14 protein-coding genes are annotated in these 15,834 nt (G+C 58.0%); 4 read left to right on the forward strand and 10 right to left on the reverse strand.

The features are described 5' to 3' along the window. Positions 1-5: 5 nt before the first annotated feature. The 6 genes from V1279_RS32190 to V1279_RS32215 form a co-directional block, all read right to left on the reverse strand. Entirely contained in the window at positions 6-2,924 is a 2,919-nt protein-coding gene (locus tag V1279_RS32190; protein ID WP_334444396.1) for a formate dehydrogenase subunit alpha, read from the reverse strand. 11 nt (positions 2,925-2,935) lie between these two features. After that, positions 2,936-3,136: a twin-arginine translocation signal domain-containing protein gene (locus tag V1279_RS32195; protein ID WP_334444398.1), complete on the reverse strand. Its 201-nt coding sequence runs from the start codon at positions 3,134-3,136 to the stop codon at positions 2,936-2,938. Next, positions 3,136-3,963 (reverse strand): TorD/DmsD family molecular chaperone, encoded by an 828-nt coding sequence (locus V1279_RS32200; protein ID WP_442894843.1) that lies wholly within the window; start codon positions 3,961-3,963, stop codon positions 3,136-3,138. The genes V1279_RS32195 and V1279_RS32200 overlap by 1 nt, the downstream gene beginning before the upstream one ends. A 456-nt stretch (positions 3,964-4,419) precedes the next feature. Beyond that, positions 4,420-5,133: a DUF3306 domain-containing protein gene (locus V1279_RS32205; protein ID WP_334444400.1), complete on the reverse strand. Its 714-nt coding sequence runs from the start codon at positions 5,131-5,133 to the stop codon at positions 4,420-4,422. After that, positions 5,123-5,644, reverse strand: a complete 522-nt coding sequence (locus tag V1279_RS32210) for a DUF3305 domain-containing protein (protein WP_334444402.1) — start codon at positions 5,642-5,644, stop codon at positions 5,123-5,125. Before V1279_RS32210 ends, V1279_RS32205 begins: the two co-directional genes overlap by 11 nt. A gap of 311 nt (positions 5,645-5,955) precedes the next feature. Beyond that, the gene (locus V1279_RS32215; RefSeq protein WP_334444404.1) at positions 5,956-6,303 is read right to left on the reverse strand and encodes a carboxymuconolactone decarboxylase family protein; all 348 of its coding nucleotides are present in this window, start codon (positions 6,301-6,303) and stop codon (positions 5,956-5,958) included. 610 nt (positions 6,304-6,913) lie between these two features. Between V1279_RS32215 and V1279_RS32220 the strand changes: the two genes are divergently transcribed. Continuing rightward, positions 6,914-8,947, forward strand: a complete 2,034-nt coding sequence (locus tag V1279_RS32220) for a 4Fe-4S binding protein (RefSeq protein WP_442894844.1) — start codon at positions 6,914-6,916, stop codon at positions 8,945-8,947. Between the two features lie 88 nt (positions 8,948-9,035). Here V1279_RS32220 and V1279_RS32225 read toward each other — a convergent pair whose 3' ends face one another. The 4 genes from V1279_RS32225 to rnk form a co-directional block, all read right to left on the reverse strand. After that, positions 9,036-9,515, reverse strand: a complete 480-nt coding sequence (locus V1279_RS32225) for a hypothetical protein (protein ID WP_334444406.1) — start codon at positions 9,513-9,515, stop codon at positions 9,036-9,038. 207 nt (positions 9,516-9,722) lie between these two features. Next, positions 9,723-10,265: a uracil-DNA glycosylase family protein gene (locus V1279_RS32230; protein WP_334444408.1), complete on the reverse strand. Its 543-nt coding sequence runs from the start codon at positions 10,263-10,265 to the stop codon at positions 9,723-9,725. Between the two features lie 321 nt (positions 10,266-10,586). After that, positions 10,587-11,228 (reverse strand): TfuA-like protein, encoded by a 642-nt coding sequence (locus V1279_RS32235; RefSeq protein ID WP_334444410.1) that lies wholly within the window; start codon positions 11,226-11,228, stop codon positions 10,587-10,589. A 256-nt stretch (positions 11,229-11,484) separates the two neighbouring features. After that, on the reverse strand, positions 11,485-11,877 hold the full coding sequence (gene rnk / locus V1279_RS32240; RefSeq protein WP_334444412.1) for a nucleoside diphosphate kinase regulator: 393 nt from the start codon (positions 11,875-11,877) through the stop codon (positions 11,485-11,487). Between the two features lie 1,500 nt (positions 11,878-13,377). Here rnk and V1279_RS32245 point away from each other — a divergent pair. From V1279_RS32245 to V1279_RS32255, 3 genes are read left to right on the forward strand one after another with little or no spacing between them, the layout of a single operon-like run. After that, on the forward strand, positions 13,378-13,863 hold the full coding sequence (locus V1279_RS32245) for a PaaI family thioesterase (RefSeq protein ID WP_334444414.1): 486 nt from the start codon (positions 13,378-13,380) through the stop codon (positions 13,861-13,863). A 17-nt stretch (positions 13,864-13,880) separates the two neighbouring features. Continuing rightward, positions 13,881-15,050 (forward strand): ABC transporter permease, encoded by a 1,170-nt coding sequence (locus V1279_RS32250; protein WP_334444416.1) that lies wholly within the window; start codon positions 13,881-13,883, stop codon positions 15,048-15,050. Positions 15,051-15,052: 2 nt separating this feature from the next. Next, entirely contained in the window at positions 15,053-15,829 is a 777-nt protein-coding gene (locus V1279_RS32255) for an ABC transporter ATP-binding protein (RefSeq protein ID WP_334444418.1), read from the forward strand. Positions 15,830-15,834: the final 5 nt, after the last annotated feature.

Below are 15,834 nucleotides of genomic sequence, written 5' to 3' on the forward strand. Positions count from 1 at the left end.
CCTCCTTATGCCGCACTGATCTGACACAGACTGACCTTGGGCTCCTGCATGCCGGTTGCCGGGTCGTAGCCGTAAGTCATGATCGTGTTGGCGCTTTCGCCCAGCACTATCGGATCGGAGCCCTGTGGATATCTGGACCGCAGATCCTCGCCGGCGAACCAGCCACCAAAATGGAAGGGCATCCAGGTCACGCCTTTTCCGACACGTTCGGTCACGAGCGCTTTCATTTTCGCCTTGGCGCTGTTCTCAGCTCCTGTGACCCAGACCCAACCGCCATCCTTGATTCCGCGCTCGGCCGCATCCGCCGGACTGATCTCGATGAACATGTCCTGCTGCAACTCAGCAAGCCACCTGTTAGAGCGGGTCTCCTCGCCGCCGCCTTCGTACTCGACAAGGCGACCCGATGACACGATCAGCGGGAACGCCCTGGCAATGCCTCTGTCGACAGCGCTCTTTTGTACCGAGAAGCCGATATTCGGCAGTCTGAACTGCTTCGCGTCGGGCAACGTCGGATATTGCGCGATCAGATCGACGCGCGGCGAATAAATCGGCTCGCGGTGCACCGGGATCGGGTCAGGCAAATTCCAGGCAACCGTCCGCGCCTTTCCGTTGCCGTAGGGCGAACAACCGTGCTTCATCGCGACGCGCTGGATACCGCCGGAAAGATCGGTCGACCACGACACCGTGTCAATATTGCCAGAGTTGCCTGCGACTTTCTCGATAGTCGCGAGTTCTGCGGCCGTAAGATCCTTGTCCCAGCCCAGTTTTTTGAAAACACCCATCGTGAATTCAGGATAGCCGTCCTTGATTTCCGAACCCGGCAAATATGAACCTTCGGCCAGCAGCGTCTGGCCGTTGCGCTCCACTCCAAAGCGCGCACGGAATCCATTTCCACCGTCCATGACAGCAGCGTCGCTGTTGTAGAGGATGGGGGAGCCGGGATGCCTGAGCTCCGGCGTGCCCCAGCATGGCCAGGGCAGACCGTAGAAGTCGCCACCGACCTCCGGATCGTCCTTAGGCGCGCGCAGCGTCACCAGATCGAACTTGTGCTGGTTCCTCATGTGTGCCTTCAGCCGCTCCGGCGACTGGCCGGTGTAGCCTGTGCTCCAGCTTCCCCGATTCATTTCACGCAGGACGTCCTCGGGGACCGGCCGGTCACCTTCAACCTTGATGTTCTTGAACATTTGGTCGGCGAAGCCGAGCTTCTTCGCTATCAAGTACAGAACTTGATAATCGTCCTTGGACTCGAAGGTTGGCTTGACGATCGGTTCGCCCCACTGCAGCGAGCGATTGGACGCAACGCGCGAGCCGGAGGTTTCGAACTGCGTGCAAATCGGCAGCAGGTACATGTTGTCCTTGCGCCCGGCCGCCACGGCGAGCGAGGCCCAGGTGGTGGGATGCGGATCGGCGACGACCAGCAGATCAAGCTGCGGCAACGCCTTCATTGATTCCGGGATACGCGTGATGCTGTTGCTCGCGTGTCCTTGTACGAACATGCCTCGCACGTTGTCCTTCTGATCAACCTGATCCCTGGGCAGAAGAACGGCATCGAACCAGCGCGTCAGGGGAATGCCCGCAGTTTCCATCATCTTTTTGGAATCGAATCGGGAGACCAGATAATCGTAGTCGACCTCCCAAACACGACCCCAATGTTTCCATGCACCTTCGCTGAGCCCGTAATAGAACGGCGTCGTCACGGTATCGACGCCAATGTCGGTCGCGCCCTGCACATTGTCATGACCGCGGATGATGTTGGCGCCGGTCCCCGGCTTGCCGACGTTACCCGTCGCCAACAACAACATGCAGCTGGCGCGAACGTTCGCGGTGCCGACCGTGTGATGGGTCTGGCCCATGGACCAGAGCAGGGTCGAGGGCTTCTCGGTCGCGAACAATTTGGCGACGCGCTCGAGCTGCGCGCCGGGAACCCCGCTGACGCGCTCAACCTCTTCCGGATTCCACTTGTCGATTTCCTTGCGCGCCTCTTCGAAACCGTGGACGCGCTGCTTGATAAACTCCTTGTCCTCCCAGCCATTCTTGAAGATGTGCCACATCATTCCCATCAGCACCGGAATGTCGGTGCCGGGACGGATGCGGACATACTCGTTCGCATGGGCGGCGGTGCGCGTCAGCCGGGGATCGATGACGATGAAGTTCGCCCTGTTGAGCTCCTTTCCTTCAAGCATGTGCTGCAGCGAGACTGGGTGTGCCTCGGCCGGATTGCAGCCCATGAAAACCATGGTTTTGGAGTTGCGAACGTCATTGAAGCTGTTGGTCATCGCTCCGTAACCCCAGGTGTTGGCTACACCGGTGACGGTGGTCGAATGACAGATACGCGCCTGGTGGTCGTTGTTGTTGGTGCCCCAGAACGCCGCAATTTTGCGAAAGAGATAAGCGCCCTCGTTGGAGAATTTCGCCGATCCCATCCAATAGAGCGATTCCGGCCCAGACTTTTGACGGATCTCCAGCATCTTATTGCCGATCTCATCAATGGCCTGATCCCATTTGATGCGAGTCCACTCACCATTGACGAGTTTCATCGGATACTTTAGCCGGCGCTCGCTGTGCACCAGCTCACGCACCGAAGCTCCCTTGGCGCAATGCGAGCCCCTATTGATCGGGCTGTCCCAACTCGGCTCCTGGCCGATCCATACGCCATTGGATACTTCCGCAGTAACCGTGCAGCCAACGGCGCAATGCGTGCAGATGTTCTTGTGGATGGTGACCGCAGCGCCCGGCGCGGCCGGCGGGCCGGCCTTCGCCTTTCGCACGCTCGTGAGCGGCATGGTTCCCAGGGCGGCTAGGCCGCTTGCGACAAGGCCCGAACGGCGCAAGAACGCACGACGATCGAGATGCTTGTTCGAGCCATTGGCGAAGGCAGCGAACGAGCCGCGCTGCTTCTCGCGTTCAGTTCTCTTGATCAGCACAGTCGCCTCCTTCAGCTCGGATAACGGTTGACGCGGTAGTAGGCTTTCACATGGTCGGTTTCCTTGTAGCGAGACTTGCGCTTTTCATCGTTGTTCTCGCTATCGGCTTTCGCCTCCAGAGCTAGCGGAGACGCGGCGGCGAGCGCCGCTCCTGCGCCTAGTGCATGAAGGAACTGACGGCGTCCGAGCGATGTCTTGTCTACCGTATGCATCACGTCTCCTCCCGGTGGTTACGCGCTTCGGCCCTTGGGGGTAGCATGAACGCTTCTGTCTCGGTCTCCACGAAGAGCCGGCCGAGCGATCCGACCGGACGATAAAATTCGGCGGCCTCAGCTCGCTCCAAATCAACGAAGAAACGACCAATCCAAGGGACGAGATGTTTCTCGAAAAACCGCCGCTGCATTATGTCGGGTATCGGGAATTGACCACTGGCCATCCCGGCCATGATCTCGCAAAGAGTAGCAGCGTGATCCTCCGGTTCCACCTGACCTTCGGCTCGTTCAATACCGTGCGCGCGAAGGTCTTCACGCAATCGCGCCAGCGGCCGCTCGTTGAGAAAGCCGGTGAGATAGTATGATCCGTAGGGAAGCAACTCGCCGCGTCCAACTCCAATGAAAAGGGTGAAGTACTCCCGCGCGACCCTTTCCGCACTCGCAGTAGCGGCTGCCTGCGCAAGAGCTAAATGCGCGAGGCCAAGCGGGGTCGCATCACCACGGAGCTTAACGATTCGTTTGAGCGTGGTTGCATCTGGCGAACGGCTAAGCAGCATGGCGAGAAGTGAATATTCTTGGGCGCGGTGCGCATCGACGCCGTCGATCTCGAGGGGCTGCTCATGGCCAGACTCCGGCCACAATATCTCGCCCGCGAGATCCATCACGGCTTCAACCGACAGCGGACGCGCCGGAACATTAGACAACCTCGACGCGGGAAGCTGAGGCGCATCGAGAACACCACCAATCGCCCGAACAGCTTCCTGAGGTCTCCGGTCGCCGTTTTCAGCTTTCTTTTTTAGCGCCCCGGTATGGGTAAGCACGGTCATCCCGTTTGCCTCTCACCAAGTGCGCAGATTGTGCGCCCGTCCTGTTGCCGTCTGTGTAACATTCCGCGCCTGATGGACCACGCGCCGACAGGACCTCGCGAGCGTCTCATCAAGGCATAGATGAGACAATTGAATTTTGTTGAGGATTGAGTGCAGTTCTCTTGCTGGCAATCATCTAGGCACTGACTAGAAGTATTTCTTTGAGATCGCCCTACTGGAGCTTGGTGCGTGCAGCGGACCAACCGCGGCGCTCAGATCAGCGCGGTTCCCGTATCCAGCCTGCTCAGTGCATTTCGTCAATTCGGGCAGCCGGTTCGACTCAACGGCAGGGCTTGAGCGCGAATCCTGCAAATGCTCGCGAGGTCTCCGCGTCGCATCCACCAAGACTTTCAGTTGAGGTGATTGCCGCGCCGATCGGCTATCTCGTCTTGTTTTCTATGCCCAAGGAGCGGGAACTCACTCGCTATTGTCCGCCGTTTTTCTCGAAGGGAGTTGGGGCAAAGCGCCGCCGTGACGATGGCGCAAAGCTAGCGAAAGACATTCTGGCGGCGTGAGTTCAGATTGCGGAGCAGTGGCTCTGCCCTGTTGCGCCACGTCACCGCCGATGTCGATCTCATCGACGTCCAATTGCTGACCGCGCGCCCCCGATTCCGCGTTAGTTGCTTGATTCTCGACCGGATCGAATTCGCCTGCTGGCTTCTGAGAGTCTTCTGCCAGCGGCGATATGACACGCGGATGCACCGCAGCGGCTATTGTGTCCGGTTCCCCTAACAGCCGCGTCAAAAGCCGCCCGACTTCCTCCCCATCGATTGATCCGAAGCCCGCCATCGCACCAGGCGCGTTGAAGTCCCAGGAGTTCTCCGAAAGACCGACAAAGTCGCGGATCGCAGGGTCTAACGACCACACGCGGCGAAGCGCCGCACGCGCCAGATCGCCAGGCACTCCGGCTTCGAGGAAGGCGCTGATATTAGTTTCGGCACCGACGGATTCGATTGTAGGCAAACTCGCAGGGTCGAATTGCAGTCTACTTTCTCCCTGCGCGAGAGCAGCCGAAGTTCCGGAGACAATGTCATCAGAGGTACTCTCCGATTTCGATTGCCTGATTTTGTCTGTCGCCGCGTGATGCTTGCGACGGGACCATCGCGCGAGAAAATCCGTGTCATTGCTCATCGCCGCTCCTGTATTGCGGGCCACGCCGCGCCAGCGCTTCCGGATCCGCACGATTGCGCTTACGCTTCTCGAAGGTCCGCTCGACATGGTGTTCGGAGATAAACGAGGCAATGGTATCACGCACCGAGGTGGGCATCGGCACGGCTTCAACAATTCCTTGGCCCGGCTCCGTCAAAGCCTCCGCTTCTGCTGGGTCCGCCGTGACGGCGGCAATCCTATACGGGGGATCGCCTGCGGTTGATAGCAGTGCGATCCACACCGAGGGAGCGGCCGAGACGAGATTGTCGCGGTAGTTTTCCGTTTCGGTGCGATAAAGCTCGATCTCCGCCACACCGGCGTAAAAGGTCACGGTTTCTTCTTCGCCTGAAAGCCGCGTCCACGGATCCGCGTCCGGGAAGCCGCCAAGCACGCCGGTCGGGCGCCAGGTAAATTCAGACCATGGCGAATTGGCCTTGCATCGTTCGACAATGACGCCAATGGGAATCCGCACGAGTGGTGCTATCACGTTCACGCGACTGCCTCCAAATGCTCGGTCGAAAGCCTGATCAATTGCGGTTTCGTGCGCAGCTTCTTCTCGGGCGGGACGGCCAAGATGAGAAAGACCGCTTTACGCTTGCATCCCTGGCTTTACGCTTGCATCCCCGAATGTCAACCAATGGAGTTTGATGACGCTGGACTGGCTCGCTGAGACCAGAGCGGCGGCCATCGGTATTCCGCAGCATCGGCTGCGGACGATAGGCTCAGTTCCACACAGCGCCACATGGACTGCCAGGTATTCGTCGGTGACGAGAGGTCTGAGGTCCACGGCAACGTGTCGTCGCCTCACTCATTCTTTGCCGTCGCAGCTTTTTCCATTTCCTCAATCGCGAGAACAGAATGAGCGTAAGCCCCTCCTGCTCGCATTTCGGCTGCGACCCAGATCGCCTCCATCAGCTCTTCTTGCGAGGCGCCGTGCCGTAACGCCGCCTTCGTATGTCCCTTAATGCAGTAAGGGCATTGGGTTACATGTGCCACCGCGACGGCGATGATCTGCTTAACCTTGGTAGGTAGCGCGCCGTCGGCGAAGACTGCCTGGCTGAAGCTTTGAAAAGCCGCCTCAGTGTTAGGTGATAAGTCTCTGCGCTTCTGCGCAAGCCCTTTTGTGTGCGACTGAGATACGATGTCCGGCATTTAAGCCTTCCCTTCTGGTGTTAAGCCGCTTTCAGATCATCATTCCGATCTCCACGGGCTTTAAAGCCCTTGAGATCACGCTCCATTCGAATGCTTACGAGCTGTCTGCCATGCTCGCCCCTTCTTAATTCATCCCGACCAGATTGTGTCCGGGATCTCCGACGTGCGCGCTAGTCGATGAAAACGCAACCGCGACAGTCTCCTGTTGCAGTTGGAGCAGGTAGGACGCTCCGACCCCGATCGCCGCCGTGCAAACTACCGCTGCAATAAAAGCTCTCATGAACGCCACCTCTTGAAATGATGCCTCCAACAAGTAAGACGGACACTGCGTAAAGCAAGATAAAGCGCCTGCGGTTTTCGGTCGGGTGCGGGATGACGCCGTTCTATCAATAAATTTGATATCAATTGACGACTTTTATCGTTTGTCAAAATCAGCCGTGGTCATACGGTGGATGCTCTTCGATGTCGGCTTACGCGTTCGCATGTTCAGCTGAAGTCGATATTAGGCGCACCGACGACGTCTCCCAGTTTCGGCTTCATCTAAGCGCGGAAGTCTGGCCATGCGACTGTGAGGATGAGCGTCGCCGTACGAGGTGATGGGTGAGAAATGATGGGTGATACCGCACCTCATCTGATGATCTGCACCTGCGAGGAATCCATGCAGCTTGACGCGCGGGCGATAGGTCGCGCCTGTTCAGGGCGGATTACCCAGGCCAACCAGCTCTGCGGGCTCGAAATCGACCGGTTCAAGGCGGCACTCGCCGATGGCGTACCTATTACCGTCGCCTGTATCCAGGAAGCACCCTTGTTCCGGGAGGTAGCGGAAGATCTGGTCCCCTCCTCAGCGCTCACATTCGTCAACATTCGAGAAACCGCGGGATGGTCGAAGGATGCGGCCGTGGCTGGCCCAAATGCCGCAGCGCTGATCGCGGCAGCAGGCGAGGATGCGCCGCCCATGGCGCTGGTGACGCTCGAGAGCCGCGGCGTCGCCCTGATCTATGGCCGCGACGAGGCAGCGATCGAGGTCGGTCGCCGACTTACCGACCGTCTCGACATCACGGTGCTTCTGACCAAGCCTGGCGACGTGACCCCTCGCCACTCAAACGGGTTTCCGGTCCTGAAGGGCAGCGTGCGCAATGCTCGTGGGCATCTCGGCCAGTTTGAACTCACGATCGACGATTATGCATTTCCCGCGCCTTCGTCGCGCCGCCGGCTGGAGTTCGGAGTCCCGCGCAATGGCGCGGTCTCGACCTGCGATATCGTGCTGGATATCAGCGGCGGCCAGCCGCTATTTCCCGCACATGAATTGCGGCCCGGCTATTTATGCGCCGATCCCCGCGACCGCGCCGCAGTCGAAAAAATGATCGCGGACGCCGGGCATCTGGTCGGCACGTTCGACAAGCCGCGCTTTATCCAGTTCGACGAATCGCTCTGTGCCCATTCGCGCTCGGGAATCATCGGCTGCACGCGTTGTCTTGACCTTTGTCCGACTGGCGCGATCACGCCGAACGGCAACGCGGTGGCAATCGACCCTGCCATCTGCGCAGGCTGCGGCTCCTGCGCCGCGGCCTGCCCGACCGGAGCCGCATCCTATGCGCTGCCGGCCGCGGATGTGCTGATGCGACGGTTACGCACGCTTGTGCAGGTCTATCGCAAGGCTGGCGGTACCAATGCGGTCGTGCTGTTTCATGACGGCGACCATGGCGCGCCGCTCATCGACGCGTTGGCGCGGTTCGGCGACGGTCTGCCGGCAAATGTGCTCCCGGTCGAGGTCAACGAAGTCACGCAGGTTGGACCCGAGGCGATTGCTGCGCTGTTCGCTTACGGCGCAGCCGGTGCCGCGTTGCTGACGCGTGCAAAAGCCAGTCACGATCTTCTCGGCCTGCGACGGGTTGTTGAGACGTCGGAAACCATCGTCGCAGCGCTCGGCTTCGGCGATGGGCTGGTGCGCGTCATCGAGACCGACGACCCTGATCAGCTCCGTGCCATGCTGGACACAGCGCCGGCTGGCGTTGCAACCCGGAAACCCGCGACATTCGTTCCGCGCGGCGCCAAGCGCGGCTTGCTCGAAACCGCTTTTCGCGAACTGCACCTCGCTGCGCCAGCGCCCGTCGATGTCGTGGCGCTTGCGCCCGGGGCGCCATTCGGTGGCGTGTTGTTGAATGCCGATAGTTGCACGCTCTGTCACTCCTGCGTGAACGCTTGTCCGACGGGCGCGCTGTCGGACAATCCAGACCGCGCAATGCTGCGCTTCACTGAAAGCATCTGTGTACAGTGCGGGCTGTGCGAAGAGACGTGTCCTGAAGGCGCCATTACGCTGCAATCGCGGCTCGATTTCCACGCGTGGAACGCGCGGCAGCGGGTGTTGAAGGAAGAGGATCCCTTCCATTGCATCGGATGTGGCAAGCCGTTCGGCACGAAAAGCACAATCGAACGCGTCGTCGCCACACTCGAGGAAAAGCACTGGATGTTTACCGGTGCTAATGCCCGGCGCATTGATGTCGTAAAGATGTGTGAAGACTGCCGCGTTGAGGCGGTCGTCAATGAAAGCTTCGATCCTCATGCGGTGCCGCGTCCACCGACCAAGACCACCGAGGACTACTTCCGCACCCGCGAGGCGAACAAAGGCGATCCGAGCAGGTAGTCACAAAGGACATCAAACGCGCTGCAGCAAGACGGCACGGGCGACCTTTCAGCGCTTGCAGCCAGTCGTCCATGTCCTAGTATAAAGATCACCCGTCACGTAGCGGACCTAATAATCTTCTTTTCACAACATTGGTTTGCCAGCCTTGCGGCACCGGAACTTCAAGCGAAGAATTTCCAATGATGACAAACTCGTCACCGGGACCTAGGACCATTTGCTTTCGCCAGCAGCTCAAGAAGCCTTTCGACTCACCGACAATGTCGCGTAAAGTTTGTTCATATCGTATACCTCGAGGCCGCTTCAACCAAGTTACCCGCGAGCCGGCAATTGGCTTCTCGGCCCCGTGCAAGTGGTAGTAAAGACCACCATGCCCGAAATCTGTTTTGCAGGAAACTGCAGCATGCACATTCCAGCGCTCCGGTCTGACCGCTGCATTGTTCAGCGTATCCAAAGCGGCCGATGACGTCATGAAGCACCAATCTTCATAACCTGGAAGGCCGCTTAACCAAGGCACTTCGGAGATTTGATAGGTCGCGGACGCCTCGAGTCCCGCAGGCGGATCTGCCATCAGATCTTCGTGGAAACGTAGCAGCGCCTTCTCATACTCGGATACATCAATATCGACGTAGGGTGCGTGCCAAAAAAATGTAAGCGAGCATTGTTACCTCGTTGTGAACAGAAGCAGAGAAACTCATAACCGCGATATCAAGGATCAACGAAGAACCGACCTTCGAGTCCAGGCCCGATTTCAGCGCAGACTGCCAACTTGACTGCCTCAATCCTCGATTACGCGCCGTACAGCCCGTCGCAGCTGAGGTATAACCTTCTGTTCAAACCATGGTTCTCTTTGCATCCAGATTCCGCTTCGCCAACTTGGATGTGGAAGCGGGAAGAACTTCGGCCCATATTCAGGAAATGCCTTTACCGTCTCCGTCATCGAGCTCTTCCGACCTGATCCCAGATAACGCTTTTGGGAATATTGACCGACTAACAGTGTCAACTGAAGATTTGGCAGGTGATCAAGTACGCGCCCGTGCCAGAGGGGAGCGCATTCCGGACGAGGCGGCCTATCACCGCCGTTCGCGGCCGCGCCGGGGTAACAAAAGCCAATGGGAAGGATCGCAATTTTTCTCTGGTCGTAAAAGATCGAGCGGTTCAAATCCATCCAATCCCTCAGGCGATCGCCGCTTGCGTCGTTCCACGGGATACCCGTCTCATGGACCCTGCTGCCTGGCGCCTGACTGATGATCAAGAGTCGTGCGCTTTTTGAAGCGCGCAAAATCGGTCGGGCGCCGTGCGGAAGCTCGGCTTCGCACATCCGACATGCACTAATTTCGTACAAGATGCGAGATAAAGACACTCAAGGAGCACTTCAATTTTGCTATTTTGATATGGTGGATCAAACGAGCACTACAAGTGGCAAACAACCGGCGGCAGAAGGTTCGCTGGTTCCATGCGAGCGAGTGATCAGTGCATCGGCAGTGTGGGAACAGTGCCGCTGATCAGGGTCCAGGAGACCGCATGTCGGTCAGAGAATGACAGAGTACGAAATTGCCCTCACGCCGCGCGCTTGCCAAGACCGTCGCGACCATGGAATCAATTCTCATTCTTTGCAGCTCACCGCGATAGGTATTGTGGCCTAGTTGTTCGAACCTTTGGCTAAGATGCGCAGCAACTCGTATGCGTCGCTTTTCTTCACGTCGTCCCCTGCAGGCCTGACCAGCCTTAACATCTTCCTTACTCGGTCTCGACCCAATAGCGCAGAAAGGCGAAGTACTATAGTTCGGCGATCACGCTTTCCGATGCTCAATTGCTTCAATGAAACCATGGCGTGGTGGGCCTCTTCCGCGCTGATGCCACGCAGGGTAGTCAGACGCTCCAGGCAGAAGCGAACATTCACTAAAGGGATCGTGAGGGAGCGATAGGAAACGGGATCGTATATGGCCGCGATCTCATCGATGCCCCTAATACGCCCGGTGCAGTAGGCCTGGTATACCCATCCAAGCCCCACCATACCGTCCTCGCGTGCTTCGTACGCGCGCAAAGCGCCGACGCTTGCGGCGCCGCTGATCTTTACCCCGCGACGCAGAGCTCGACGGATCTCATCAAGCGGGACGACGGAACCTCCACTGAGTTCTCCATCGATGATCGCAGCGACTGTCCCATCGCTCAATTGATCGAGATCGCCTCGCTTCACCGGAGGCCGGACTTCGGCTGCGAGTAGCGTCATAGCTTCTTCTTGAGAGAGGCTAAGGCCCGTGAACACAATTGGCGCCGACATGCTTGTCTACTCTTTCATTTCTGATCCTTGGACACTGGTCCGTTTTTTAAAGTTCGACGGCGCACCCGGCGCACCGTAAAACTCCTCCTATCCCTCGCACGTGTGCTCACTCGATTGTGGCGGCTTCCGACAAGCTGACACGCGCCGCGCCGATTGGCGTCAACACAGATACTCCGTATCGACACACGGTCCCTCGCCGGGAAAGACCTTCTTGATATCATAGAGGACTTCGACCCCGACAGCGTTCCCGCGAGCCTCAGGCAAACTGGGGCTCGCGGACCTTAAGGACGGTCAATTGCCGAATTTCTCCCGTCCGTGTTTCCCAAGTGATAGACTCTTCGGCGCTGAGGCCGATCAGCGCGGCCCCGACGGGGGTGAGAACAGATATCCTTGCCTGCGAAATGTCCGCATCGCCCGGATAGACGAGAATCACGGTCTGGACCTTTCCTGTCGTGTCATCCCGGAACTCGACTTCGCTACCCATGCACGCGGTCTGCTCTGGAAGGCCATCCGCAAGAACGTGCGCCCGCTCAAGCTCCTCGGTAAGGACTGACACTAGATCCGGCATCCTGGTCGCTGCCGCTCGCGCGAGTCGCGAGATTCCCTCGTAATCCTTGGCCGTGAGCGTTATGCGCGGACTTGATCTCACCGCTAATAGTTATCGCCTTGTGATGGATTATCATGATCATCTCCTATTCCTGTTCGAAATCTGCCGTCCAGGCGACCGTCGGACCCGGATCGTCATCGTTGTCCGCCCCAGTGGAGCTGGCTTGCATGATTGGCTCGCGGCCTCTGGAGTTTCCGCGCGGTCTCTCCCGTCGCATCGCTCTGGCCGTCGCCCCTTACGCGAATGAGCCAAATGTTTGTTTGACGCAGCTGCTCGTCCGTCCTTCTTTTTGGAGAGCGTTTCGTCCGATTTGCTGTTCATAGCGCACGCGCCGGCAGGCTGTTCGGCCTGACGCGGGTGAACAAGCTTTTGATGAATGCGCCAACGACTATTGGGCGGCCGACCACCAAAGTGGCGACGCGCTTCAGTCAGCTTAGTGTGATGCCCCGAGCTCGGGATACGAAGGCGCCGCTGAGCTCGGGGCTAAATGCCCGCGATCAATTCGCCTGCGTGACACAGGCCTCGACGAAATGTCGCAAAGCTCCACATGATGAGCCTAGACTTAGGCATTCGCTGCGGAAAGTCAACGGCGGCATTCGCGGCGACGATCAGACCGTGTGCCTTCAATCCGGTGGCGGGTCGTGTCCGCGCCAGGACTCTGCAGTCAGGATGACATGCGCTGCCTCCGCGCTGGTTTCAGCGTGCAGGCGCTTGGCAACTTCGCGGTCGCGCAGCCGTGTCGCGACCCCGACGCAAACTCCGGCAACTGTCTGGCCTTCATTAAACTCAGATCAATCCGACTTTTCTCTGGGCTTATGACTCCCAGCTCACAGCTATCCCGAGCTGTTGCTCAAGGAGCGAGCCTGTGCGCCGACCGTCGTTTGGTCGGCAATCAATCGGTCTGCGCAGTTAACGACACTCCGTACTGAGAGAATCGCGGGAGAGGGTTCTAGCAAACTCGATGCCAGTTCTGATGCATCCGCAAAAGTGCATTTAAGTAACAATAGAATTCGTTTGTCTAACGTTCTTGCGAGATGGATCTTCAGATCGTCGCTGAGTGACGCGCAACGATAAGGTGAGGGGTGATTGGTCGAAAGAACCGTCCTTACCTCTGTGGTCAAACTACAGGTTACGGAAGCATTATTGAGATTTATGCACAAACGAGCGCACAGCTGGTCTCCCTGACTTTGAGCGTCGTTAGAGTCGGCGGAGCCAGTGGATAATAGCCGTCGCTAACGATCGAGGATTATCTGGCTGATCGAATGGCCGGTAATGACGTCGAGAGGTATTGAATGGTGCTCTCTCTAAGCAAGTTCGGACGCAGGATGCCGGAATCGCCTTGGGACAATCCGAAGGTTATTCGGGAAGCGATTTTCAGCTCCGAGCGATTGGAGAACCACGCTCAAAGTTTGGCAGCCGCACAAATTGTCCGGCCACATCGGCAAAGAGGCCGTCCACTTTTAGATAGATTGGCTGACAACGAAACTAGTCTCGCGTTAGGCTGAGGTCAGATCGAACGGTCAAAGCGAATTGGAGGACCATATGTCGCCGGATGTTTCAATAGAAAGACGTTACGGAGTTGTGTCTGCTGACGAGCGACGCGCCTTGGGTGGGCTTGAGTTCGTGCAACGGCTCGTTACCGGCGCATTGCCACTAAACACCATGGCCCGAACGCTAGGCTACGATATCGTTGAAGCGACGGCAGGACGGGTTATCGTAACCGCTGCCCCCTCGGCAGATCATCTCAATCCTGCGGGAACCGTGCATGGAGGCTTCGCAGCAACATTGCTCGATACCTGCATGGGACTCGCAGTTCTTACTACGATTGGAACGGGCTTAAGCTCAACGACACTGGAATTCAAGATCTCACTTTTGCGATCTCTGATGCCAGAGACGGGCCCGATAAGAGCTGAGGGGATCGTCATTACCAGTGGTAAGCGCATCGGTACCGCTGAAGGGCGTTTGACCGACAGCGAGGGTCGTCTTCTTGCGCACGGAACAACCACCTGCCTCATCTTCGATCGGTAGGGTCGGAGCTCAACGTCATGACGAAGATTGGTTCCTGGTCGGCGAATATCCCGAGCCTTGCACCTTTCCTGGCTACAGCAAGCCGGGGCGAAACACTGGAACTCCGTCCCAGTGGATCCTGGACAACTATTCACGCAAATGAGCTGGAGGGTCTCTTCGACGTGGCCTTGCCGAAGCTTCAACAGGCGACAACCCTGAAGATCGACATGACGGAGGTGCGTGAGCTCGACACCCTCGGCGCGTGGTTGCTTGAAAAACTGTTACGGCGCGCATCGGAGTCCGGCCATCCCGCAACCCTTGTCGGCGTGGCAGGCCGCTACGCAGGTTTGATCGAAGATGTTCGAAAGGTCAACCGCCGCAAACCCGCGAACCGGACAACTCAAAATGCTATCCTTGCGCGGCTGGAAAGCGTTGGCCGGGCCACATTCAGCGCCGTGGAGGAGATATCGGTTTTTCTGCAGATGCTGGGTGCGCTGGCTTCCGCCGGTTTCGGCGTCTTGCGAACGCCGCGTTCACTTCGTTTGAAGTCCTTGATTTACCACCTCCATCAGGTCGGTTGGAAGGCGATACCCATCATCGCTCTGGTCACTTTTCTGATCGGCGCAATCATCGCTCAGCAAGGCATCTTTCATTTCCGCAAGTTCGGTGCGGATTCCTATGTCGTCGACCTCGTCGGCATCCTCGTTCTCCGTGAGATTGGTGTTCTCATCGTCGCCATCATGGTCGCCGGCCGGTCGGGCAGCGCCTACACCGCCGAGCTCGGCTCTATGAAGATGCGTGAGGAAATCGACGCTTTGTCCACAATGGGACTCGATCCGGTCGAAGTGCTGATCTTGCCGCGCATCGTAGCGCTCGTCTGCGCACTTCCTATCTTAGCCTTCATAGGTGCGATGGCTGCTCTCTATGGCGGCGGTCTGGTCGCGTGGACCTATGGCGGGATGAGCCCGGCGACATTCATTGCGCGGCTTCATGAAGCCGTATCAGTGACGCATTTCCAGGTCGGAATGATCAAGGCGCCCTTCATGGCGCTGGTGATCGGCATCGTCGCAAGCAGCGAAGGTCTTAGAGTCAAGGGAAGCGCGGAATCTCTCGGTAAGCAGACGACAATCTCGGTCGTCAAGTCAATCTTTCTGGTTATTGTGCTCGACGGCGTATTCGCCGTGTTTTTTGCGTCGATAGGAATGTGACGATGAACGGATCAGGAGACCAATTTGCGATCCAAGTGAGCGACCTCGTGGTGGGATTTCGCCAACAGACTGTGATCGACCACCTGTCGCTGGATGTTCGCAAGGGCGAAATCCTTGGTCTGGTCGGCGCATCCGGCGGTGGTAAATCCGTGCTGATGCGAACGATTATCGGGCTCATTCCAAAACGGAGCGGCCACATCGAGGTCATGGGTGTCGACATTGACAACAACCACGATCGCGACACTCGCACCGCTGCCATGTGGGGCATCCTGTTCCAAGAGGGCGCGCTATTTTCTTCTTTGACGGCGCTCCAGAATGTTCAATTTTCGCTGCGGGAAAACCTTGTCCTCTCCGAAGCGCTGATGAATGAGATTGCAAGGGCCAAACTCGAGATGGTTGGTTTGACGCTGGAGGATGGCGACAAGTTTCCGAACGAACTTTCCGGCGGAATGACGAAGCGCGTTGCCCTCGCGCGCGCGCTCGCGCTTGACCCCGCAATCGTGTTCCTCGATGAGCCGACATCGGGGCTTGATCCGATCGCTGCTGGCGACTTCGATGATCTGATCAAGACGCTACAGGAAACTCTTGGGTTGACGGTCTTCATGGTCACCCACGACCTTGCCAGCCTGAACACCGTTTGCGACCGTGTTGCAGCGCTCGCTGACGGAAAAATTGTCGTCAACGGTTCGATGGCTGAGTTGCTTCGTTCCGATCACCCATGGGTCAAGGCGTACTTCCACGGCAAGCGTTCTCTGATGCTGCAACTCGAGGCGAGTTGAATACA

Source organism: Bradyrhizobium sp. AZCC 1610, from assembly GCF_036924515.1.
GTDB lineage: Bacteria > Pseudomonadota > Alphaproteobacteria > Rhizobiales > Xanthobacteraceae > Bradyrhizobium.